Here is a 22,456-nt window from a genome sequence, read left to right as displayed (position 1 = left end):
ACTTGTTTTTTGGATGCGTGTCACGGAAGATCAGTCTGAATGTTATATTTTGTATAAGTCTAAATTTTCTTTTCATCCAAGAATGAAATAAATCGAATGCTATCTAAGTTTTTTATTGAGCGACCTATTTTTGCTGGTGTGTTGGCGATCATTGTGATGGCCATCGGAATTTTTGCCGTCAACAGTTTACCAGTTGAGCGCTATCCTGACATTGCACCGCCTCGCATTACTATTTCTGCAACGTATACGGGCGCAGATGCTGAAACTGTAGAAGAAAGTGTCACGCAAGTCTTAGAACAACAAATTAAGGGCATTGATCATCTTCTCTATTTCAGTTCAAGCAGTAATTCATCTGGCAATAGTCGCATCAGTTTAAGTTTTGAAAATGGCACAGACCCAGATACTGCACAGGTGCAAGTACAAAATAGCATTAATGGGGTGATTAATCGGTTACCTGAAGATGTGCAGCGCCAAGGCGTGAACGTTTATAAATCCTTAGGGGATACTTTTATGGTGGTGGGTTTATACGACACCACCAATAAAAGTAACAATATTGAACTGTCAGATTATTTGGCAGATCATATAGAACAAGAGATTGCACGGATTGAAGGTGTGGGCGAGGTCGATGTGTTTGGTTCTCAATATGCCATGCGAATTTGGTTAAATCCGAACTTACTCACCCAACATGCCTTAATGCCAAGCGATATTCGAGCGGCGATTGAAGCACAAAATACACAAGTGGCGGCAGGAGGTGTGGGTGATTTACCTACAGTGCAAGACCAATATCTAAATGCCAAAGTGACTGCCGGTTCAAGGCTCAGAACTGTAGATGAATTTAATCAAATTATTGTCAAAGCCACGCCCAATGGCAGTTTTGTTTATCTTAAAGACGTGGCAAGGGTTGAACTGGGTGCAGAAAACTACCAGGCCTTTAACACCATCAATGGCTTTCCATCGGCAGGACTTGCGGTTTCTATGTCCTCGGGTGCAAATGCGTTGGCAACTTCAGCCTTAATTAAAGCCGAGCTTGCCGAGATTACTAAAAAACTGCCACCAGGCTATAAAATTGTTTATCCACGGGATAACACCCCGTTCGTGCAAGAGTCGATTAAAGAGGTGGTTAAAACCCTCATTGAAGCGATCATCTTGGTGGTTTTGGTGATATTTATCTTTTTACAAAGTTGGCGGGCCACGCTTATTCCAACGCTGACTGTGCCGATTGTGATTTTAGGGACATTTGCGATTTTGTATGGCCTAGGCATGACCATCAATACCTTGACGTTATTTGCCTTGGTGTTGGCGATTGGTCTGTTGGTTGATGATGCGATTGTGGTGGTTGAAAACGTTGAACGGCTAATGCATGAACAAGGCATGACCCCGAAACAAGCTTCGATTGAATCGATGAAGGAAATGACGGGCGCATTGATTGGAATTACTGTGGTATTGACCGCGGTGTTTATTCCAATGGCATTTTTTAGTGGTTCAACTGGCGTGATTTACCGTCAGTTTTCCATTACGCTCATCTCCGCGATGTCCTTATCGCTGTTGGTGGCGTTGGTGCTGACGCCTGCCTTATGCGCGATTATTTTAAAACCCAATGTAAAACCGCAGCGCTGGGCAGTGTGGTTTAACCTAAAAATGGAAGGTCTCAAAGCCAGTTACTTAAAACTGATTCAAAAAAGCTTTGCGCTGAAATGGGTGGTGTTGGTTCTTTTTGCGGGATTAATCACCGTGTTTGGACTGATTTATAAGTCACTGCCGACCAGTTTTATTCCCAGTGAAGATCAGGGTTTTATTAGCGTCCAGTTCAGCTTGGTCGAAGGCGCACCCATGAGCAACAGCCGCGTGGTGGGTGAAGAGATTCGTGAATACTTTTTAGAGCATGAAAAAGACAATGTTGAATTGGTGCAAATTCGGTATGGACGTAATTTTTCAGGCACAGGGCAAAATCTAGGTACCGGCTTTGTCGCGTTAAAACATTGGAATGATCGTGCAGGTGATGAAAATTCAGCGCAATCGATTCGTGAACGTGCCATGCAACATTTTAAAAAGCATGCAAATGCAAGGATTATGATCAGTTTACCGGGTTCTGTGAGTGGTTTAGGCGATACCAATGGATTGGAGTTTTGGCTTCAAGATCTAAATGGTCAAGGTCGTCCTTATTTGGAGAGTCAGTTTAAAGTGCTTGAACAAAAAGCCATTGATTTCACCAGTTTTGAAAATATCGCCAAACGTTCTAATCCAGATAAAGCCAAGTTGAAAGTGGATATTGATCAAAAGCTGGCCATGGTCAATGGACTCTCTCAATCTGCCATTAACAGTACCTTGTCAAGTGCTTGGGGTGGCTCATATATCAATGACTTTATTGATCGTGGGCGGATTAAACGCGTGATGATGCAAGGTGAAGCTGAATACCGCTCGAAACCTGAAGATCTTAATGCATGGTCGGTGCGTAACAATCTCAATCAAATGATTCCGTTTAGTAACTTCGCCACCATATCTTGGGAAGGTGGACCCGATGTGGTCAATCGCTTCCAAGGCTATACCGCATTGCAAATGGAAGCAGATACGGCAAAAAATGTCAGTTCAGGCGACGCCATGCAAGACATTAAAGCCTTAGTGGATCAATCTGAAGGTGTAGGTCTGGCATGGAGTGGACTGTCGTATCAAGAACAAAAGTCCAGTACGCAAGCTGTGTGGCTGTATCTGATATCGGTTGGATTTATCTTTTTGTGTCTGGCAGCATTGTATGAAAGTTGGACTATTCCGTCTGTGGTGCTTGCCGCGATTCCACTGGGCATTGGGGGCAATATCATCTTCAGTGGCATGGTCGGTTTTCCAAACGATATTTACTTCCAAATTGCATTGCTGACCACCATTGGTCTGTCCTGTAAAAATGCCATTCTCATTGTGGAGTTTGCTGCCGCGGCTCAAGAACGTGGTTTGACGGCTATGGCAGCCGCAACTGAAGCGGCAGGGCTGCGTTTACGTCCGATTTTAATGACCTCGTTGGCTTTTGGGGCTGGCGTCATTCCTTTGGTGTTTGCCGTGGGTGCAGGCGCAGCAAGTCGCCAAGAGATTGGAGTCAGTGTGCTGGGCGGGGTTATTTTTGGTACGGTGCTGGTACTGATTTTTATTCCGTTTATGTATGTCCTGATTCGTTCACTCTTTCAGCGCAAAGCTAAGCAAAACTAAGCGAAGAAAAACTAAGCTAGATTAATTCGTGGTTGGTCTTGGATTAAACATCACAGGCTAAGATGATTTTAAAAGTCCTTGGGTCTTTCGATTTAAGGGCTTTAGGGTTCTAGAGTGTACTGGCAGAATTTATTTTGCTTATGTGAATATGCTGAACCTAATGTTAAAAGAGAAGTAGTTGCTGAGCGATTGACTCTGAAAATGAGGCTGACTGAGCTATGTATTGATCAAACTCATCTTGATTTTTTAAAATAAACAGGCTATTACACAAAGATTAATGTATAGATGAACGTCATGACACAACAAAAAAAACTCAGTCAAACTGAAGTCATTCAACTGGAACGCGATTTGGCGAAATTTGCCAATATGATGGATTCCATTGTACGTATCCCATTTACCAAACAAGGCGTCGGTGCAGATGCAGCACTGAGCACGATTCCTATCGCAGGTGATATCGCGGGTTTTGTATTGACCTGTTATGCCGTGTATAAAGCCAAACAAATTGGTGTACCACAGGCCAAGCTCAACGGCGTGATTAAATTGGCGATGATGGATGCTGTGGTCGGCTTTATTCCAGTTGCAGGCACCATATTTGACATTTTTATACGCCCTAGTCGTAAGGCTTTAGCAGTCGTACATGATCATATTCGTGAAGAGTATAATATAAAGACAGATCATCATGTGGTTCATCCATTTCTACATGAAAAATTAGAAAAGAAACAGCAAGACTCTGTTTTTTGGCGAAATTCTGTCGTAGCTTGGATTTGGCTACATATTCCCGATATTCTTGGACTTATATTCCTTGCGATTTTTGCTTTTGCAATTTGGATGGGGGGGAGTTGGTTATGGCAGTGGTATCAGCAATAGAGCTCACAACAAAAAGATTAGGTAGATTAAAAAGATGCAATTTAAAGGTAATATAACAGCGAACTTACCCGCAATTGATTTTACAGAAACGGAAAAATTTTATCATTTTTTAGGATTTTCCACTATTTTTCGGTCTCATGAGTGGACGATCTTAAAATTAGGTGAAATGTTGTTGGAACTTTTTCATCATCCTGAGCTTGATGCTCAAAACTCATGGCATAGTGCTTGTATCCGAGTACAGAATATCGAAGATTATTTTGATTATTGGTCAAAGCTTAATTGGTCTTTATTCCCACGTGCAAAAATGACAAAAATTAAGCAATTAGAAGAACTTAAGCTATTCTGTATCATAGATATCAACGGGAGTTTACTCCGCTGTATACAAGAGATGCATTCTGCTGAATGATTCAATGACTCAATGATTCTGAGTTAAGAGCTAGGATTTAGAGATTAGGATTCAAGGGTCATAGAATGAAAAAAGCCTTCAAAGTTGAAGGCTTTTTTGAATCAAATTTTAAATTTATTCAATTGCTTAACGGCAATCAAGTTGACGTAAAGCTGCAACACGTTGCTCAATAGTAGGGTGAGTTTGGAAAAGTGCTGCAAGACTGAACCCTTCTTCACGACCAGCAGAAATCGCAAATGCCTTCATTTCTTTTGGCATTTGATCAGGTATCTCAGATTCGCTTTGTAAACGTAGCAAGGCATTGATCATTGCATCTTTACCTGCTAAGCGCGCACCTGCTTCATCTGCACGGTACTCACGATAGCGAGAGAACCACATTACGATCGCAGAAGCCAAGATACCAAAGACAATGTCTAGTACGATGGTAATCAGAAAATAACTCCAACCCGGTGCTTCGCCGGCTTCACGCCCAAATACGTTACGATCGATGAAATCACCGACTACACGTGCAAAGAACATCACAAACGCATTGACCACACCTTGAACCAAAGCGAGTGTGACCATGTCGCCATTGACCACGTGACCGATCTCATGCGCCAGTACCGCACGCAGCTCGTCTTTGTTCATGCGTTCAAGTAAACCCGTAGAAACGGCAACCAAAGCATCGTTCTTGTTCCAACCTGTGGCGAAAGCATTGGATTGATAAGACGGAAAAATACCCACTTCCGGCATTTTAATACTCGAGCGTTGAGCCAATTGCGCAACTTCTTGTAACAACCATGCTTCCGCTTGGTTACGAGGTGCATTGGGATCAATCAACTCTGTACCTGTGGTTTTTTTAGCCATCCACTTTGACATCAGTAGCGAAATCATCGATCCCACCATACCGAACACAAAACAGATCACCAACAAATTGCCAAGATTCAAGCCACCCGCGCCATGGTAACTACCGACACCGAAGAGTGACAAGATTATGCCAGCTACCACCAGTACCGCGAGGTTGGTTAGCAAAAACAAACCAATCCGCATCATCGAGAAAATCCTCTTATAACTAAAAATTAATAAGGTTTTTGAATCGAAAAACCTGAATCAAATATGCGTTCTCTCGGGGCAAAATTCAAGTCTAAAATGCAAATTAAACCCAAAAAATCAACTTAGTTGGAAAAATAAATTTTTGCAGAGGCACTGGCATTGGACGTGGCATACGCACCTGGGGCATCGGTATAACTACCATCTGATGCCACAATAATTTGACGCTGTGCATATTTAGGTGTGTTGTTACTGGCAGGTTTTACAGGGGCAGGCGAATTATTTGCAGTATAATGTGCAGATTGAGCAATCACCTGAGCAGGTTGTGCTGTCGTATTACTTAATGTACCTATGCCATTAGAATATAGGTTATTGAAACGACTGGTTACGCGTTTGACATAGTCTTGCGTTTCACGAAAGGGGGGGATACCGCCGTATTTGGCGACGTTGCCTTCGCCCGCGTTATAGCCTGCTAACGCCAAATGTGTATTGCCATTGAACCGTTTTAATAGCCAAGCCAAATACTTTGCGCCTGCGAAAATATTTTGCTGAGGGTCATAAGCATTACTCACATTAAAGCGACGGGCTGTGGCTGGCATGAGTTGCATTAAACCTTGCGCGCCAACAGGGGAGCGAGCACTGACATTAAAACCCGATTCAGTATGCATGACGGCTTTAATCAGTCCTTCAGAAATGCCATGGGTTTGTGCTGCTTGACGAATATAGTGGTCAAAAGTGTTTTTATCCTTATTGTAGCTGGGTAAAACTGAGGCTTCAGATTTACCCCAATTGCTATAACTGTGGATATTACTGTCTGGATAATAGGTTTTCTTTTCAACTCTTAAGTTGCTGTTCGTGCTTTTTTTATTGGTGAGTAAGGTTGAACCGCTACTTTCTCTATATTGGTAAATGGTTTGACCAGCAAAAAGTTGCGGTGAAAATAAGATAACATTCACACACCCAAGTACACAGCCCCATTTCACTTTAACCGATATTTTCATTTTTTATTTTAAATTTTCATGCCCTAAGATGAAAATGCAGTTTAGCAAACTAATTGTTCAAGAAATACTAGCGAATGATTTTTAAAAATAGATTTGTAAAAAAGCAAGTCTAAATTGTTGGGATAATATCCAAAAAAAATATTTATTTTTATTTATATTTAATCTGTTGACATGATTAAGTCATTGAAAATTATGAGCTATAAAAGGTGATCAAAAAATGATCAATCTAAAGAGAAGTACCATCTAGCCTTGCCAAAAGTTTGTCAAGCCCTATTAAGTCCACAATTTTATCCACAGGTTTTGTGGAAAACTGTGGAAAAGTCCAAAATATAAGCGCTTGGCTTAAAAATTGAACGGAAGCGTACATTTTAAATGCGTGAATAAGACAGGAAGATGAAAATAAATCATACTTTTAAAAAATAAAAATTCTTTAGATGCGGTCAAGCATCGAATCGGATAAAATTACGCAGTATTTTTTTTATGGTTAATGTCGTCTATGTACTCGCCAGTTGAATCCAATCAAGGGTTTAATTTTAAGCCAGAACCTCCTACGAGCTCTGCATATTATCGCTTGTTGAAAAAACTCCGTCGTCAGGTGGGTCATGCAATACGTGACTACAAAATGATTGAGGAAGGCGATAAGGTTATGGTGTGTGTGTCTGGTGGTAAAGACAGTTACACCATGCTGGATATTTTATTGCAGTTTCAGCGCATCTCTCCGGTCAAGTTTGAAGTGGTTGCTGTTAACTTAGACCAAAAGCAACCGGGCTTTCCTGAAGATATTTTACCGCGTTATTTAGAAGAAAATAACATTCCGTATTATATCTTGGAAAAAGACACTTACAGCATCACCAAAAAGTTAACCCCAGAAGGGAAAACATATTGCGCTGTATGCTCACGTCTGCGCCGCGGTTCGCTCTATGGCTTTGCACAAGAGATTGGTGCCACTAAGGTTGCATTGGGTCACCACCGCGACGACATCATGGCAACCTTCTTCTTAAACCTGTTCCATGGCGGAAGCTTAAAAGCCATGCCACCGAAATTGTTGTCTTCAGACAAAAAGAACATTCTGATTCGTCCTTTGGCTTATGTTGAAGAAAAAGACATTATCAAATATGCCGAAATGCGTCATTTCCCCATTATTCCATGTAACTTGTGCGGTTCTCAAGAGAATCTACAACGTGCCATTATTAATGACATGCTACGTGCGTGGGACAAAGAGCATCCGAAACGTTTGCACAGTATTTTTGGCGCAATGCAAAATGTCTCTCCATCACAATTGGCAGATCGTGATTTATTTGACTTTGAAGCGTTGGACAGTCAGCGTGAAATCGATTTTAGCGGTAGCTGTTCAACCGAAGAGGGTGAAACACCGAATAACCGCATTAGTATGGTGAATTTAGGTTTTGCGGTTGAATAACTCGCTTTAAGTAAATGGTTTAAGAAAACACCTTAAATGTTAAGGTGTTTTTTTATGCATAAATGTTTAGGTTTAAAGATCAAAGTAGCTCTATTTTGATTGATCAATTGTGCCAAAATTTGGCTCGCATACGACATATAAAATCATTGACAAATTTGGCTTGAAATCGAGACAACACAAGGATTGTACAAATCAAAAAAATATTAAAAAAATGAGAAAAATTGAACATAGCGTACAAAATAATTTAGCCCATGTTAAAATTATCGTGCTATAACAATACGCAAGCATTATGCTTCATCATGTTGTTGTCTTGGACAGATAACACAATAAATTGAATAAATACATTGAGGAAAGAACATGCCTGCATTTTTAACTGATGATTGGTTTGCAAATGTTGAAAAATTAACAGCAGAAGCTGGTGACCTAAATTTACCGCCAGCACTTGCTAATTTAGCGTTGAATTTGGTTGTAACAGGTGGTGAAGGAACAACTGAACTTGCTTTAGACAGCGGTAAAATTGTCAAAGGCTCTTCAGCAAATGCAAAAACGACTTTGAACCTAGATGCTGATACCCTTCGTAAAGTATTCCTTGAGTTTGATATGGCTGCGGCAATGCAAGCATTCATGACCGGTAAAATCAAAGTTCAAGGTGACATGTCTCAATTGATGGCATTGCAAACGGCTAAACCAAGCCAAGAACAAAAAGATTTGTTTAAAAAAGTGCTTGAGCAAACCACTTAAGTCATTTTAAAGCAAAAAAAGCTTACCTAAGGGTAAGCTTTTTTTATGCAACATCATTAGGTCTTTAGATACTGAGCAGTTTTGGCGTGCTCTTAATATGTTCCAAATACGAGCGTATATGCGTGACATATTGAACTGCTTGACGGTAACGCCCATTACTGGCTTTGTTACGATTTAAAAAGTCATACAGCTGAATCCAGTCGTTTGGATTTTTACCCTGTGCTTTTAAGCGCTTCATAATCGAATCTGTTGCACCTGGTCCCATGTTATAGGCAACCAGCGCATACCAGTAACGGTCTTGAACTGGAATATGACTATATTTTGACATCATCTGATCAAAATACTTTGCACCGCCTTGAATGCTTTGTGCTGGGTCGACCCGATTCGACACGCCCATGGCACGGGCGGTGTTATTGGTCAGCATCATTATGCCACGTACACCTGTTGGTGACACTGAATCAGGCTTTAAAAAAGACTCCTGATACCCAATGGCTGCCAAGAAGTGCCAATCCAGATTGTACTGCTGAGCAGATTTTTTAAAACTGGCTTTATAGATCGGCATACGTGCACTTAGGTTGCGCTGTATCGTCGTCCAATCGTCTTTTTTAACCACATTACGATTATAAAAAGAAGCCATCTGTTGGATTGCACCATTTTGCTTACTTTGGCAAACGAAACCGCTTGCTGTTTCAGTTAATGGATCATCTGCGCGTTTAAATACCCAGTTGATGTCTGGATTTAAACCATTTTTGCTTAAACTGTTGAAGTCACCGCAGGAAGCCGAAAATCCTGTGAGGTGCTTGGCTTCAATACTATTGATTGAGGCTGTGGTCATGGCAAAGTTGGCTTTACCTTGCTGAACCATTTTCAAAGCTGCTTCATTGCTCGAAACAGTTTTAAACTGAAGTTTGACATTGAGGTTTTGTGCATAACTACTGACCAAGTCATAGCCAAAACCATGTTTAAAGTTTCCGTCTTTAAAAACCACAGTGGGGTTGGACACTGCGACGACGGTTAATGTGTTGCTATTGACCACCGTGTTGTACTGATTGGTCTTGGATGCATTGATCGTGTGGAACGGTATAAATGCGGTAGCAAGGACCAATGCTTTAAATGAGAGAGAAGAAGTAAATGAATGAAGGCAAAGCCTCGATCCAGACGTTGAACTACTGTGCATGTTGTCTCCGCTACAAGTAATTTATGCCCAAAAAAAGCAAAAGAAGTACCGCTTCAAAGCTTTAATTTAAAGTTGATAAATTCAATAAGGGTGGGCGTCATGAACGTCATTCAAAAATGACATGTGTGGGTAAAAAAAAGTGAAGAAAAAAATCTTCGTACAAAAAATAATCAAGCTAAAACATGAGCGCATAATAATGACGAAATTTAACAATGTCAAATTTCGCACAAAAGAATGATAAAATTTTAGACATAAGGTAGTGATTTTAAAATAGAAATTAATTTATATAACTTTTATATGTGGAAATTCGTCATTAAATATTGCAATGTGTAGCCACTTTGTAATTTAAATTGTGCATTTAAAAGGTATGAAATCGAATTTAATCACACGATCTGGACACGATAAATTGGTCGCAGAATTACAGCAATTATGGCATGTTGAGCGTCCCGAAATTACCCAAAAAGTAAACTGGGCGGCGAGTCTGGGTGATCGCTCAGAAAATGCAGATTACCAATACAATAAACAAATTTTAAGAAAAATTGACCGCCGTGTTCGCTACTTAGGAAAGCGTTTAGAAGAGCTTCGAATCATTGATTTTTCACCTGAACAAGCAGGAAAAGTATATTTTGGTGCTTGGGTTGAGATTGAAAATGAGCAAGGCGATATTCGGACTTTACGCATTGCTGGCGTAGATGAAATTTATGACCATCATCCGCAGCATATTTCGATTGATTCTCCGATAGCACGTGCGATGTTGTCTAAACAAGTTGATGACGAGTTTGAGGTGACCACGCCTTTAGGTAAAAAAATCTGGTTTATTAATTCGATACGCTATGAGATGCCTGAGAATTCATCAAAATAATTGAAATTGTTTTAAATTTGAACATCCACTTTAATTTTTAATGAAAAGTATTTGCCAAGTCGGTTTTTTATTTATATGATAGCCGCCATTGGAAGCGTGGCAGAGCGGTTTAATGCACCGGTCTTGAAAACCGACGAGGGTTTACCCCCTCCGTGAGTTCGAATCTCACCGCTTCCGCCAAATACCAATGACTTAGCCCTGACATCCTCAGGGCTTTGTTGTTTCTAGGGTTATGCAACGTAAGCCTGTAGTAAGCAAAAAATAAAATTAAAAATAAATATCTTTCATTAAATCAGTGTATTGAAGTTCTTGTCTATGGTAATTTACTTCGTATATTTTTTAGACTAAAGAAAATGATATGAAAAAAATAATTGTGAGTATTTAGCTTTTTCCATTTCTACTTTATCAATGGCTTATAAGCCACTAGTTGGCGACAGTAAAAGCATTTCAGTAGAAGTTCAAGCAACAAAGGAAGAAATATTTAAAGCATCTAAACGTGCTTTGGCTTTAGAGGGATACCAGATTACAAGTTCAGACTTAGACGCAGGTGTAATAACAACAGCTTCTAAGGATTATAGAATCGACCCGAGCTATGCTGATTGTGGAAAAGTGATGGGTATCGATTACCTTAAAGATAAGCGAACAAAAACCACAGTAGCGCAGAATATTATTATGGATGACAACTCTTTAAATATTAAAAGTAATATTCAAGGTGAATATAAAGTTGGAAGCACAACTTTTGATGTGACGCTAACTTGCCTGTCAAAAGGTTTAATTGAAGCAGATTTAGCAGAGAAGATTAAAAGTAATCTAAAGTAGGGTAGAGATGAAAAGAGATTGGGAAATTATTAGACAGGTTCTTATTGTTGTTGAAGAGGATAGATTTGATGAATATCTAGATAATGCCGAAAATCAAAAAATAGTAATAGATAATACTGTGCTTTTAATAAATGCTAATTTTATTGATGGAAATATACTGAGTAATTTGGAGACTGACGAAGATGTGCATGTGAAATGCTTAACATGGCAGGGACATGAGTTGTTAGACACAATGATGTATGCTGATAAAAACGGAGACTTTCACTTGGTAAACTATACATACTCATTAAGAGTTTACCATGAGCAAAAAACAGAAGTTTTACACAGCAAAATTTAAAGCTGAAGCAATAAAAGCCATTGAAGAAAACAAAGGTAATGTCTCAGAAACAGCAAGATAGCTTGGCATTTCAATGCAAACCCTTTCCAATTGGCACAATAAAGCCAAAGCAGGAACATTGGCGGGTACACAACAATATTCACCTGATCTCGTTGCTCTGCTTGAAGAAAATAAAAAAGTTAAAACAACAACTCAAAACTGCTGAAATGGAACAAGAATCCTAAAAAAGCAGCAGCGTACTTTGCCAAAGAAAGCCAGTAAGGTACGCATATATGAAACAGCACAGAAAAAGCATACCCAGTAGCAATGATGGCTAGCCTACTTTATGTTTCAGTTTCACAATTTTATGACTGGTTGAAGCGTGGCTTGAGTAAAATAGCTATTCAAAGGAATCAACAGACGATATTGGTTAAAATAGCTCATCAGGAAACCAAAGAAAGTTATGGCTATATTCGTTTAACTAAACATTTACAGTCTCAAGGATTAAAAATCAGTGAGTATGCTGTACGCAACATAAAGAAGTTTAATCAACTGTATTGTAAGCGTCATAACCGATTTAAAAGAACGACGAAAAGTAATCATAATCGAACTGTGTACAGTAAATTATTGGAACAAAAATTCAACATGCTCAGTCCAAACCAAGCATGGTCGAGCGACATAACCTACATGTGGACAAGTGAAGGATGGGTGAAACATCCTTTAGATGAACAGCTTCGAGCCAAAACACCGAATCAAAAGCGTAGAACTATTCCAGTGCGGTTGATCTTTAATGATCCTGAACTGAATCTCAGAGCCGAGTACAGTTTATTTGATCGACAAACTGGTCGCCCTATTTGTGTGGGCAATGGATAAACTTGTCAGCGAATCACCAACCAAGGTGTGGAACAACATCCATGCCCATCACCTGATTTATGCCCATTGGCTCAGGGTGGAAACTGTAAACCTTATGGCCGCTTACATGTCAATTTAGATGAGTCGGATGAACTGGGAACCTTCATTTTTAGAACCACAGGCTTCAATAGTATTCGAACCTTGGCTGCAAGACTCAGTTATTACCATGCAGTATCAAACGGGCTTCTTTCATGTCTACCGCTTCAACTAACTCTATAGAGGTAAATCTACGACTCAAAGCTATCGTCAGCCTGCGTATTACGTTGATCTCACTTTACGAGAAGGTGTCAGTTTGAATGAGGCCATTGTTCAAGCCAAGCAGATTGATGAACAGAGTAAGGCAGCTGGCTTTTATCAAGAAGCATTAGATCGTGTGGCAAGACAGGGTTTTGCCAATGCACGGTTCGAGGTGAACTCTGAGGAGGGCTTAGATTTGGTTGATGAATTTTGTACAGGTTCAGAGTTAGTTGAAGCAGTAACGCAAGTTGATAGGTTTGTTCAGGATATTCAGCAAGGGTTGCAGCAGAGTGTGAGAGCTGTGAATTAATGAGGAAAGGAAGTTTTTAACTTCCTTTCTTAGGCAGGATTTTTTTGTAAATTAGATGTGATCAAAATCACACATATATAGCTTTTTAATTAAAAATACAGACAGTTCTGTATGTTAAATATACAGAAGATAGTAATATGTAAAATACTTAATACTTAATACTTAATACTTAATACTTAATACTTAATACTTAATACTTAATACTTAATACTTAATACTTAATACTTAATACTTAATACTTAATACTTAATACTTAATACTTAAAAAAAGCATCAAAATGCACATTAATTTTACAATTGAAGATAATCAAAAAAATATTGGGGAAGGATTAATCCAAGTAGGTTGGTTTTTAACAGATGATAAAGCTTCAATTCTTTTTGAGCCGCCTTATCGTATGCGTTCACAATCGCAAACCAAACATGTGAAGTCTGCAAGCCGTTGCCCAGCGGTATTACAGTTGGAAAGTCGCTATTTTGTGATTAATTGTCCTTTTGATTTTCACCTTCGTTTTGATCGGGATCAGTCAGGTAAACCCACACTCATTAATGCCTTAGGTGATGCCTCACCTGTTCGAGGTAATAAACTGCGTGAATTACTGACTTTGGTGAATGAAAATGAATGGCGTATACCCAATGTTCCTATTCTTCAATTAAAACTTCCTTATTGTTTCATTGCAGACGAAGTGGTGTATATCACTCAGTTAGATGCATTTGGGCATTATCGTAAACATCCTTTACCGGGGACGATTTTTGGTGGTCGTTTCCCCATTCATATTTGGCCAAGACCTTTGATGTGGGCTTTTGAATGGCATGACAAGTCCAAGGATTTGATTTTAAAGCGTGGAGAGCCTTTATTTTATTGTCAGTTTGATGGTTTTGATCCATCACGTTCAGTTAAGTTGGTTCAAGCAGAAAAAACGCCCGAACTTTTACAATATATGGAACAGATTTCAGGTGTCGTGAATTATGTGAATCAGACTTTTTCACTGTTTGGTGAGGTGGAAAAAGTTAGACCGAAAAAACTCGTACAATTTGGAAAGTAAAAATGAAAAATCAAAAAATTAAAATTTCGATATCATTACTTTTATTATTAGTAGGAGGATGCATGGGGGAAAAAAAGCAAGATATTTATAAAATAGGAGAGACTGTAACTTGGAAGTTTAATGATGGGTTAATCATTAAAGCCCAAGTTGGGTCAAGAAGAATACATATTCCGTACACTCAATGTGAAAAATGTGAAGGAGAGTTTTATAGACCTGAATTACAACACTATCTAGGTCAATTCCCTATAAACTATAAATCTACGAAATATCCTGAACTTAACAAGATAGAAGCCAAAAAAATGCCACAAGCACTTACTGATGGCAGAGGATTTGAATTTAATCTTATGTTAGATGGCTCAACAGTACAGGCTACAGATAAAGGAGTAGATGGAGATTATACTTTAGACCATTCTGATCAAATCAAAGTTGTCATAAAAAGTTTAGGAGCTTCTACAAAAAAAAATACTAAAGAATTTTTTGATTCAGAATTAATAGAAAAAATAAATCTTCATTCAAAACAGACTCTTCAATCTGGTCTAGATTGTTATGAATTAAAAGACACTTCAGCTGGAAAAATATGTTTTGGATATTCAAAAAATAACTCTATTTCTGGTTTTTATTTTTATGTTTCACCAGACCAGAAATTGCAGATCAAAGTGCATTCGGAAGAATTGGTTTTTGGAGGAGTAATCATTGATTGGATTATAGATCAAAAGCATATTGATAAGGTTCAACTGGTAGATGAAAATATATGGAGGCTCATAAAAAATTGGAATATATCACCAATTAACTAGAATATATTAAAAAATAAATTTACATAAAGGAAATAAAAATGACAATTCAACTAACTGCAATTCAACGGCTTTGTTGCACAAACCTACCATTAGATGTTCATTCAGCAATATAATTTCTGAATGAACAAGCCTACGCCTAAAATTTATCGTACAACCAATTGGTCTTCCTATAATCGGACCTTAATCAACCGAGGAAATATCTCCATTTGGTTTGATCCTAACACTCAGTGGTATGCTCAGCCAAAAGCTAAACACGGTCGAAATCACACCTATTCCGATACCGCTATCCAATGCTGTTTGATGATCAAATCTCTATTTCGCCTATCTTTACGTATGGTCACAGGCTTTGTTCAAAGTCTGATTAAACTCTGTGGATTAGATTGGGCAGCACCAGATTATTCGACCATATGCAGAAGACAAAAGCATATTGATATCGCAATTAGCTATCAGAAAAGTAGTGATGGACTACATCTACTCGTCGATTCTACTGGTCTGAAATTTTTAGGTGAGGGTGAATGGAAACGTAAGAAACATCAGCCTGAATACCGTCGTCAATGGCGCAAACTGCATATTGGTATAGACGCTAAAACCCTACAAATACGGGCTGTTCAGTTAACCACAAACAATGTCAATGATTCGCAAGTACTAGGGGATTTACTTGATCAAATTCCACTACATGAGCAGATTGATTCTGTCTATACAGATGGGGCTTATGACACAAAATACTGCCGACAAGTGATTTCAGATCGACATGCACATGCTGTCATTCCGCCAAGAAAAAATGCGAAGCCTTGGAAAGATCAAACGCCGAGGTCTATGCAGAGAAATGACTCATTAAATACGATTAATCTTGCGAAGCAGTGCTTCTCAGGAAGATCCCTTTGGAAAAAGTGGTCTGGTTATCATCGTCGAAGTTTGGTGGAAACCAAGATGCATTGCATCAAATTATTAGGCGATAAATTAACGGCAAGGAGTTTCCCTAGTCAGGTGAATGAGATTCATGCACGCGTAGCAGTCTTAAATAAATTCACAGAGCTAGGTCGCCCTCATACCCATGTTGCCACTTAAATTTGGCTCAATTAGGGTAGCTCTGCCTTTCAAACCTTTGTGCAACAAAACCATTACAAGATGATGATTGGGCTATTTTTATTGATGGTCTAAATCAAAAATTACATATTAATTCAACATTAAAGAATACCTCGGCAAGGATCTTATCCAAAATATAGCTCCATTTTTTTGTAACTTTACAAAAGAAGATGATTAGCTTTAGTTATTCGTATTAACCTTGATAAAATAAAATGGACTATCAACTTGCTAATCTTAGTGCAGGAGGCGAGCTTATGGGTTAATTCAGCTTCTTCTGTATTAATTCAATGGCTTGTCTAACTTTTGCTGAAAGAAAATTTCTTTGAGGTGTCACTGCCCAAATATTCATTTTACCAATATTCCAATCAGGTAAGATAGGAACAATTTTACCGTTATACACAGACTCTTCTGCCTCAAATGTACTCAATGTGCATATCCCAAAACCTTGCTCGCACATTTCTCTTAATATATTGATATTATTAACTATATATTTAGGTATAATTTTAAGAGAATGATTTTTATAAGTGTCTGAATGTAAGAAAAATTTTTGTATTGGTGTTTTTATATTAGTTGATTGTAAATGAAGCCAATTCACATTCATTAAATCATTAGGGTGTTTAATTGTCTGATTATTTTTAATCCAAGAAGGAGATGCATATAATTTCATATGCATTTCTGAAATTTTACTTGCTACATATGAGGAATCTGGCATTTCTCCAACTCTTATAGCTAAGTCTATCCTATTTTCAACTAAATCAATATGTTGATCTTGAACATAAAGGCTAATGGTCAAATTAGGAAGGTGATTAGACCAATCTCTAAAACTACTTATAAAATAACTGGCCAATCCTACTGGAGCTGAAATTCTTAGCTCACCAAAAGGCTCTTTAACTTCTGAGTCTAAAAGAGCTTGAGCCTTTTCTGCTACTTCACATAGTTGTTTACAATAATAATAATATTGCTTTCCGGTCTCAGTTAAAGATAGCTTTCTCGTTGAGCGATGTAATAAAGTCACATTATTTTCTGCTTCTAAATAGCGGATTTGTTGGCTGATCGCGGATGGTGACATTTCTAATAGCCTTGCTGCTGCACTCATTGAGCCATGTTCTATAACTTTTGTGAAAATTGCCATGCGTTTGAGATTTTTCATTTTAAACTGTAGCTTCAATATCTTGTATAAAAAATACTACTAGTTACCAATAAATTGATCAAATACTATTTAAAAAGTTTCAGTTACTTATTTGACTTTTAATTAGAAATTATAAGTTACTGAAAAATTTATTTTTGAACCAAATGGGATGAAATGACATTGATTAAGCTATCCGAAGCAAGACAACTAGTTGATTTTTCTTTAGCGCTTTCTAAGCGCAATAATCTAAATATTTGTATAGCTATTTACGATCCCCATGCAAATTTAATGGCGTTTGAGCGAATGGATGGCTCAATGCTTGGTTCTATTGATCTAGCAATGCGTAAAGCCAAAACAGCCTGTTTATTCAGAATAGCTACGCATGTACTAGGAAAACTTTCTCAACCGAATATGCCAGTCTGGTCAATAGAATTGAGTAATGGGAATTTAACAACTATAGCAGGAGGTATACCTATCCGTTGTAATGATGAATTATATGGTTCTATTGGTATATCTGGTGGAACTGCTGAAGAAGATTACGAAATTGCAAAACAGAGTGTTGATTTATTCTTAAATAGTAAAGGCTTACAAAAATGAAAAGAGTATTAGTTACGGGTGCAGGAACTGGTTTAGGTAAATTAATGTCAATTGCCCTAGCAAAAAAAGGATATAAGGTTATTGCAACAGTTTATTCATTAGAGCATGTTGATTCCCTTAACAAAGTAGCTTTAGAAAATGATATTGAGTTTACAATTGAAAAGCTTGATATCTCAGATGCATATGATAGAGAAAAGGCTTTTGAATGGGATGTTGATGTATTAATAAATAATGCAGGTATTGCAGAAACTGGTCCATTGGCTGAAATTCCAATGGAATATTTCAGAAGAAATTTTGAAGTGAATGTGTTTTCTACATTAGCGCTTACACAAGGTATTGTTCAGGGAATGGTAAAGAGAGGTATTGAAGGTAAAGTTATTTTTATATCATCAATTGCTGGTATTATCACAAAGCCTCTCACTGGTCCTTACTGTGCAACAAAGCATGCACTCGAAGCAATTGCTGAGGTGATGCATGAAGAGTTAAAAGATTATAATATTCAAATTTCTTTAGTTAATCCAGGTCCTTATGATACAGGATTCAACGATGCTCAAATGAAAGAAATGAAAAAATGGTATGATTCTGAAAAAAACTTCACTCATTTAACTGAGGATAGTTTTAAATTTCCATTAGAACAGTACCAACCAGATGAGCTTATTGAGCGTGTAGTTAAAATAGTTTCTGGTGAATCTAATTTATTTAGAAATTTACTGCCAGAAAAATTCATTGATGTCGTAAAAGACTATCAATCAGATTTATGGGTAAAACAAATTTAAATTGATTTACCATCATACATTTCATAAACCTTCTCAATAGAACTAACATATTTATATTTTATAGACTTTGTTGCATAAATATTTTTTAAATCATTGATTTTAATAGGCTTATTAATTTTTAATGTAAAAAATAATCATTACAAATCAGTAGTTTAAATGTTTGTGCAACAAAGCCCATTTAACATAAAATCTTTTATGCGAAATATAGATAAAGATGACTATTTTTTAGGTAAGTTTTTCCTTTTTATGATTAAAAATTGTGCGTTTAAAAAGTAATTATAAAATTACTAGGGTCTGTCCTCATTTGGATTTACACCAAATGAATGAGCAAGCCAAAAATAACATTGACTTGTAATTACGAGCTAACTTTTCAAAACGAGTGGCAATACCCCGGAAATGTTTTAAGCGAGCAAACGCATTTTCAACGAGATGTCTTAATCCATAAAGATAATGATCAAATTCAACGTTTACTTTCTTACTATTAGATTTTCTTGGAATGATCGGAATCATATGATGATTTCGAGCAACTTCCCAGATATTCTCTGAATCATAGCCTTTGTCTGCAATCAAATACTCTGCTTCACCCACCAATTCAATTAATTGGCTTGCAACTTGACTGTCGTGGACTTCACCGCCAGTGATTTCAAAATCAATCGGATATCCACTCGCATCGACGGCAAGGTGAATTTTTGTAGTCGCTCCACCTCTTGATTTTCCAATTGTGCTTTCTTCACCATGCCGAGCTCCACTTGCATGCTGATGCGCGCGGATATAGCTTCCGTCAATGAATACCCATTCTTTATCCAATACGCCTCGTAATTTAAAAACAAATTCTCCCAGAGCCCTTTGTTCGCCCAACGATTAAACCGGTTGTAAGCCGTTTGCCATGGGCAAAGATCTTCAGGAACATCACGCCAAGGAGCACCAGTGCGAAGCTTCCATAGGATGGCTTCCATAATATTCTTACTATTACGTGAACGATAACAGCCATAAAATTGCATAGTTTGTTGGATTTGATTCCAAATTTCGTCTGTGATGACTCTACGTGACATGATCTGAAGCTTAATTCTAGACAACGAGTTAAGCTATTTTAATAGAATGAAACTGATGAGTGAAATATATACTTCAAATGAGGACACGCCCTAAATAAAATCCATATATTAAAGAAACGGTTAAAAAAATACCAACCACATAGCCTATTACATAAGAAGACATTGGAATATCTTGAATTCTTATAAAAACGGCTTTGTTGCACAAAGGCTTGAAAGGCAGAGCTACCTTAATTGAGCCAAATTTAAGTGACAACTTGGGTATGAGGTCGACCTAATTCTGTGAATTTATTCAAGACTGCTACGCGTGCATGAATCTCATTCACCTGACTAGGGAGACTCCTTGCTGTTAATTTATCGCCTAATAATTTGATGCAATGCATCTTGGTTTCTACCAAGCTTCGTTGATGATATCCAGACCATTTTTTCCAAATGGCTCTTCCTGAGAAGCACTGCTTCGCAAGATTAATCGTATTTAATGAGTCATTTCTCTGCATAGACCTCGGCGTTTGATCTTTCCAAGGCTTTGCATTTTTCCTTGGTGGTATTACCGCATGTGCATCTCGATCTAAAATGACTTGTCGGCAGTGCTTTGTGTCATAAGCACCATCCGTATAGACAGAATCAATCTGCTCATGTAGTGGAATTTGAGCAAGTAAACCTTCTAGTACTTGTGAATCACTGACATTGTTTGTGGTTAACTGAACAGCCCGTATTTGTAGGGTTTTAGCGTCTATACCAATATGCAGTTTGCGCCATTGACGACGGTATTCAGGCTGATGTTTCTTACGTTTCCATTCACCCTCACCTAAAAATTTCAGACCAGTAGAATCGACGAGTAGATGCAGTCCATCACTACTTTTCTGATAGCTAATTGCGATATCAATATGCTTTTGTCTTCTGCATATGGTCGAATAGTCTGGTGCTGTCCAATCTAATCCACAGAGTTTAATCAGACTTTGAACAAAGCCTGTGACCATACGTAAAGATAGGCGAAATAGAGATTTGATCATCAAACAGCATTGGATAGCGGTATCGGAATAGGTGTGATTTCGACCGTGTTTACCTTTTGGCTGGGCATACCACTGAGTGTTAGGATCAAACCAAATGGAGATATTTCCTCGGTTAATCAGTCTTCGCAGTATACTGCTCATATAGGAAGACCAATTGGTTGTACGATAAATTTTAGGCGTAGGCTTGTTCATTTAGAAATTATATTGCTGAATAAGCATCTAATGGTAGAGTTGTGCAACAAAGCTGATTTCTTTGGCATATCATTATTCACCCCACAACCTACCCCTCATAAAATACTGGAAATGATTGGATTTGACAAGACTAGTTAGGATAGGTAATATTTTAAATAATTGAAAAATATACATTTGTTGTATTTTATTAGATTGCCTAGGACTGCTGTTAGACGGACACCGCTTCCGCCAAATTTGAAAAACCCTGATCATTGGTCAGGTTTTTTTTTATGCGAAAGCGAAAGTCTAATGATGGCTTTAAACCTTTAAGAGATGTAAAAAATGCAGGACACATCGGTGAAAAACGCTTGCGTACATTTATCGCTTTAAAGGTCAGTCTTTTTAATTCACTCACTTGTAAAAGCCTTTAATTCTGCGCTGTAATCACTGGTGATGATTTGGAGATATAGACACAACACTCAGATTCATGACTTAGATCCAACACTTAGACCCATGACTCAAGCCCAATAATCAGATTTAATCATCGAAAACGTACAACTGTTTGAGGCTGAGTTCATAAAAAAGCCCCGTAACTAGACGAGGCTATTGAATGTCAGACATTCATTTACGCAGGCAAATCAAACCAAATCACTTGCGCTTGATTGAGTGCTGTTAAAGTTGCAGACTCATCAAACATATAGGCATCTCCAGCTTTAACCTTTTGACCCGCAATCTCAATTTCACCTTTAATCACATGCACATAATTGAATTTTTTGCTCAGTTGAATGGCAAGTTCATGACCCGCCTCAATCACCGCTGTTTTCACTTCTGCATTTTGACGTAAATGCATGTGTGCATTGGCATTGGGTCCTGCAATCACATGCCATTGATTGGGCATATCATGCGGATCAAGTTGAATCTGTTGATACGTCGGTATTGCATCTTGCTCATTGGGTATAATCCAAATTTGTAATAAATGCACATCCTGATCATATTGATTCATTTCGCTATGACGTACACCCGTACCTGCACTCATCAATTGCCACTCACCGGCTTTAATGTCTCCGGCATTTCCCATACTGTCTTTATGTGAAATTGCGCCTGAGAGCACGCAGGTTAAGATCTCCATATTGTCATGGCCATGTGTACCAAAACCATTGTGTGCAGCAATATGATCGTCATTAATCACACGCAGTGGTCCAAAGCCCATTAGCTCTGGGTTATACCAGCTACCAAATGAAAAACTATGACGGGTATTTAACCAACCTGCTTGTACATGACCCCGATCTTCACTGCGATGTAAAAAAGTATTCATGATGTGATTCCAATTTTTATCATTCAATGTGGCTAGTTTAATGTGCCCATAGCTTGAGATAAATGCTGATGTAGAAACGTATTGTCTTATTAATGCAACGATGAAAAGCCTTGAAAATGAACCCTATGTTTTACTTCATCTGAGAATTTAAACTTATAAAAAAACCTGCTCGAAAGCAGGTCTTAAATATCA

The 22,456-nt window shown here is 38.1% G+C and carries 21 protein-coding genes, 1 tRNA gene and 2 pseudogenes; 16 read left to right on the top strand and 8 right to left on the bottom strand.

The annotated features are described in order from the left end of the window. The first annotated feature begins 96 nt into the window (after positions 1-96). From AMD27_RS11455 to AMD27_RS11445, 3 genes are all read left to right on the top strand, one after another. Entirely contained in the window at positions 97-3,195 is a 3,099-nt protein-coding gene (locus tag AMD27_RS11455; RefSeq protein WP_067660585.1) for a multidrug efflux RND transporter permease subunit, read from the top strand. A gap of 294 nt (positions 3,196-3,489) precedes the next feature. After that, the gene (locus AMD27_RS11450) at positions 3,490-4,062 is read left to right on the top strand and encodes a DUF4112 domain-containing protein (protein ID WP_067660582.1); all 573 of its coding nucleotides are present in this window, start codon (positions 3,490-3,492) and stop codon (positions 4,060-4,062) included. Positions 4,063-4,096: 34 nt separating this feature from the next. Next, positions 4,097-4,468: a hypothetical protein gene (locus AMD27_RS11445; protein ID WP_067660578.1), complete on the top strand. Its 372-nt coding sequence runs from the start codon at positions 4,097-4,099 to the stop codon at positions 4,466-4,468. 126 nt (positions 4,469-4,594) lie between these two features. On the opposite strand, the gene htpX is transcribed toward AMD27_RS11445, so the two are convergent. Both htpX and AMD27_RS11435 read right to left on the bottom strand, forming a co-directional pair. Next, positions 4,595-5,500: a protease HtpX gene (gene htpX / locus AMD27_RS11440; protein ID WP_067660575.1), complete on the bottom strand. Its 906-nt coding sequence runs from the start codon at positions 5,498-5,500 to the stop codon at positions 4,595-4,597. A 122-nt stretch (positions 5,501-5,622) separates the two neighbouring features. Continuing rightward, positions 5,623-6,498, bottom strand: a complete 876-nt coding sequence (locus AMD27_RS11435; protein WP_067660572.1) for a lytic transglycosylase domain-containing protein — start codon at positions 6,496-6,498, stop codon at positions 5,623-5,625. Positions 6,499-6,994: 496 nt separating this feature from the next. On the opposite strand from AMD27_RS11435, the gene ttcA reads away from it, so the two are divergent. Both ttcA and AMD27_RS11425 read left to right on the top strand, forming a co-directional pair. Then, positions 6,995-7,918, top strand: coding sequence for a tRNA 2-thiocytidine(32) synthetase TtcA (gene ttcA, locus AMD27_RS11430; RefSeq protein ID WP_067660569.1), 924 nt, complete (start codon positions 6,995-6,997; stop codon positions 7,916-7,918). A 357-nt stretch (positions 7,919-8,275) separates the two neighbouring features. Next, positions 8,276-8,659, top strand: a complete 384-nt coding sequence (locus AMD27_RS11425; RefSeq protein ID WP_067660566.1) for an SCP2 sterol-binding domain-containing protein — start codon at positions 8,276-8,278, stop codon at positions 8,657-8,659. Between the two features lie 64 nt (positions 8,660-8,723). On the opposite strand, the gene AMD27_RS11420 is transcribed toward AMD27_RS11425, so the two are convergent. Next, positions 8,724-9,836: a transglycosylase SLT domain-containing protein gene (locus AMD27_RS11420; protein ID WP_067660563.1), complete on the bottom strand. Its 1,113-nt coding sequence runs from the start codon at positions 9,834-9,836 to the stop codon at positions 8,724-8,726. Positions 9,837-10,203: 367 nt separating this feature from the next. On the opposite strand from AMD27_RS11420, the gene greB reads away from it, so the two are divergent. From greB to AMD27_RS11370, 9 genes and pseudogenes are all read left to right on the top strand, one after another. Continuing rightward, positions 10,204-10,698 carry a transcription elongation factor GreB gene (gene greB, locus AMD27_RS11415; RefSeq protein ID WP_067660560.1) on the top strand — a complete coding sequence of 165 codons (495 nt, stop codon included), beginning with the start codon at positions 10,204-10,206 and terminating at the stop codon, positions 10,696-10,698. A gap of 90 nt (positions 10,699-10,788) precedes the next feature. Continuing rightward, a tRNA-Ser gene (locus tag AMD27_RS11410) sits at positions 10,789-10,878 on the top strand. Between the two features lie 228 nt (positions 10,879-11,106). Further along, positions 11,107-11,517: a hypothetical protein gene (locus AMD27_RS11405; protein WP_067660558.1), complete on the top strand. Its 411-nt coding sequence runs from the start codon at positions 11,107-11,109 to the stop codon at positions 11,515-11,517. Positions 11,518-11,524: 7 nt separating this feature from the next. Then, a complete protein-coding gene (locus AMD27_RS11400) occupies positions 11,525-11,854 on the top strand; it encodes a DUF2513 domain-containing protein (RefSeq protein WP_067660556.1) in 330 nt (109 codons plus the stop codon). Further along, positions 11,817-12,544: pseudogene (locus tag AMD27_RS19295) on the top strand (IS3 family transposase); the annotation flags it as partial. The gene AMD27_RS11400 and the pseudogene AMD27_RS19295, both read left to right, overlap by 38 nt. Beyond that, positions 12,530-13,292 (top strand): annotated as a pseudogene (locus tag AMD27_RS18460) (hydrolase or metal-binding protein); the annotation flags it as partial. The pseudogenes AMD27_RS19295 and AMD27_RS18460, both read left to right, overlap by 15 nt. 277 nt (positions 13,293-13,569) lie before the next feature. Continuing rightward, entirely contained in the window at positions 13,570-14,334 is a 765-nt protein-coding gene (locus tag AMD27_RS11380; protein ID WP_067660553.1) for a hypothetical protein, read from the top strand. A 2-nt stretch (positions 14,335-14,336) separates the two neighbouring features. Beyond that, on the top strand, positions 14,337-15,128 hold the full coding sequence (locus AMD27_RS11375; RefSeq protein WP_067660550.1) for a hypothetical protein: 792 nt from the start codon (positions 14,337-14,339) through the stop codon (positions 15,126-15,128). A 120-nt stretch (positions 15,129-15,248) separates the two neighbouring features. Then, complete coding sequence (locus AMD27_RS11370) at positions 15,249-16,196, top strand: IS5 family transposase (protein WP_067660547.1); 948 nt, start codon at positions 15,249-15,251, stop codon at positions 16,194-16,196. Between the two features lie 277 nt (positions 16,197-16,473). Here AMD27_RS11370 and AMD27_RS11365 read toward each other — a convergent pair whose 3' ends face one another. Further along, the gene (locus tag AMD27_RS11365; RefSeq protein ID WP_067660527.1) at positions 16,474-17,364 is read right to left on the bottom strand and encodes a LysR family transcriptional regulator; all 891 of its coding nucleotides are present in this window, start codon (positions 17,362-17,364) and stop codon (positions 16,474-16,476) included. A gap of 153 nt (positions 17,365-17,517) precedes the next feature. Here AMD27_RS11365 and AMD27_RS11360 point away from each other — a divergent pair, with 153 nt between their 5' ends. Continuing rightward, positions 17,518-17,940, top strand: a complete 423-nt coding sequence (locus tag AMD27_RS11360) for a GlcG/HbpS family heme-binding protein (protein WP_067660524.1) — start codon at positions 17,518-17,520, stop codon at positions 17,938-17,940. After that, positions 17,937-18,716: an SDR family oxidoreductase gene (locus AMD27_RS11355; protein ID WP_067660521.1), complete on the top strand. Its 780-nt coding sequence runs from the start codon at positions 17,937-17,939 to the stop codon at positions 18,714-18,716. The genes AMD27_RS11360 and AMD27_RS11355 overlap by 4 nt, the downstream gene beginning before the upstream one ends. A gap of 300 nt (positions 18,717-19,016) precedes the next feature. Here AMD27_RS11355 and AMD27_RS11350 read toward each other — a convergent pair. The 4 genes from AMD27_RS11350 to AMD27_RS11335 form a co-directional block, all read right to left on the bottom strand. Further along, positions 19,017-19,768 (bottom strand): IS5 family transposase gene (locus AMD27_RS11350; RefSeq protein WP_416202790.1). Its coding sequence is split into 2 segments (ribosomal slippage): positions 19,017-19,555 and positions 19,555-19,768, totalling 753 coding nucleotides; the frame shifts between segments, so codons are not numbered across the junction. Between the two features lie 242 nt (positions 19,769-20,010). After that, positions 20,011-20,970: an IS5 family transposase gene (locus tag AMD27_RS11345; protein ID WP_081405971.1), complete on the bottom strand. Its 960-nt coding sequence runs from the start codon at positions 20,968-20,970 to the stop codon at positions 20,011-20,013. A gap of 208 nt (positions 20,971-21,178) precedes the next feature. After that, the gene (locus tag AMD27_RS11340) at positions 21,179-21,364 is read right to left on the bottom strand and encodes a hypothetical protein (RefSeq protein WP_067660516.1); all 186 of its coding nucleotides are present in this window, start codon (positions 21,362-21,364) and stop codon (positions 21,179-21,181) included. A 210-nt stretch (positions 21,365-21,574) separates the two neighbouring features. Further along, the gene (locus AMD27_RS11335) at positions 21,575-22,264 is read right to left on the bottom strand and encodes a pirin family protein (RefSeq protein WP_067660513.1); all 690 of its coding nucleotides are present in this window, start codon (positions 22,262-22,264) and stop codon (positions 21,575-21,577) included. Between the last annotated feature and the right edge of the window lie 192 nt (positions 22,265-22,456).

It is taken from the genome of Acinetobacter sp. TGL-Y2 (assembly GCF_001612555.1).
Classification (GTDB): domain Bacteria; phylum Pseudomonadota; class Gammaproteobacteria; order Pseudomonadales; family Moraxellaceae; genus Acinetobacter.
The sequence above is the reverse complement of the archived record's forward strand: the minus strand, read 5'-3'. Positions and strand labels throughout refer to the sequence as shown.

Bases quoted from the DNA above. Each gene is read 5' to 3' on its own strand.
- AMD27_RS11425 (WP_067660566.1), top strand. From the start codon at position 8,276: ATGCCTGCATTTTTAACTGATGATTGGTTTGCAAATGTTGAAAAATTA.
- AMD27_RS11370 (WP_067660547.1), top strand. From the start codon at position 15,249: ATGAACAAGCCTACGCCTAAAATTTATCGTACAACCAATTGGTCTTCC.
- AMD27_RS11360 (WP_067660524.1), top strand. From the start codon at position 17,518: ATGACATTGATTAAGCTATCCGAAGCAAGACAACTAGTTGATTTTTCT.
- AMD27_RS11375 (WP_067660550.1), top strand. From the start codon at position 14,337: ATGAAAAATCAAAAAATTAAAATTTCGATATCATTACTTTTATTATTA.
- AMD27_RS11455 (WP_067660585.1), top strand. From the start codon at position 97: ATGCTATCTAAGTTTTTTATTGAGCGACCTATTTTTGCTGGTGTGTTG.
- AMD27_RS11335 (WP_067660513.1), bottom strand. From the start codon at position 22,264: ATGAATACTTTTTTACATCGCAGTGAAGATCGGGGTCATGTACAAGCA.
- AMD27_RS11435 (WP_067660572.1), bottom strand. From the start codon at position 6,498: ATGAAAATATCGGTTAAAGTGAAATGGGGCTGTGTACTTGGGTGTGTG.
- AMD27_RS11405 (WP_067660558.1), top strand. From the start codon at position 11,107: ATGGCTTATAAGCCACTAGTTGGCGACAGTAAAAGCATTTCAGTAGAA.
- htpX (WP_067660575.1), bottom strand. From the start codon at position 5,500: ATGATGCGGATTGGTTTGTTTTTGCTAACCAACCTCGCGGTACTGGTG.
- AMD27_RS11400 (WP_067660556.1), top strand. From the start codon at position 11,525: ATGAAAAGAGATTGGGAAATTATTAGACAGGTTCTTATTGTTGTTGAA.
- AMD27_RS11355 (WP_067660521.1), top strand. From the start codon at position 17,937: ATGAAAAGAGTATTAGTTACGGGTGCAGGAACTGGTTTAGGTAAATTA.
- AMD27_RS11365 (WP_067660527.1), bottom strand. From the start codon at position 17,364: ATGAAAAATCTCAAACGCATGGCAATTTTCACAAAAGTTATAGAACAT.
- AMD27_RS11345 (WP_081405971.1), bottom strand. From the start codon at position 20,970: ATGAACAAGCCTACGCCTAAAATTTATCGTACAACCAATTGGTCTTCC.
- AMD27_RS11420 (WP_067660563.1), bottom strand. From the start codon at position 9,836: ATGCACAGTAGTTCAACGTCTGGATCGAGGCTTTGCCTTCATTCATTT.
- AMD27_RS11445 (WP_067660578.1), top strand. From the start codon at position 4,097: ATGCAATTTAAAGGTAATATAACAGCGAACTTACCCGCAATTGATTTT.
- AMD27_RS11450 (WP_067660582.1), top strand. From the start codon at position 3,490: ATGACACAACAAAAAAAACTCAGTCAAACTGAAGTCATTCAACTGGAA.
- AMD27_RS11380 (WP_067660553.1), top strand. From the start codon at position 13,570: ATGCACATTAATTTTACAATTGAAGATAATCAAAAAAATATTGGGGAA.
- ttcA (WP_067660569.1), top strand. From the start codon at position 6,995: ATGTACTCGCCAGTTGAATCCAATCAAGGGTTTAATTTTAAGCCAGAA.
- greB (WP_067660560.1), top strand. From the start codon at position 10,204: ATGAAATCGAATTTAATCACACGATCTGGACACGATAAATTGGTCGCA.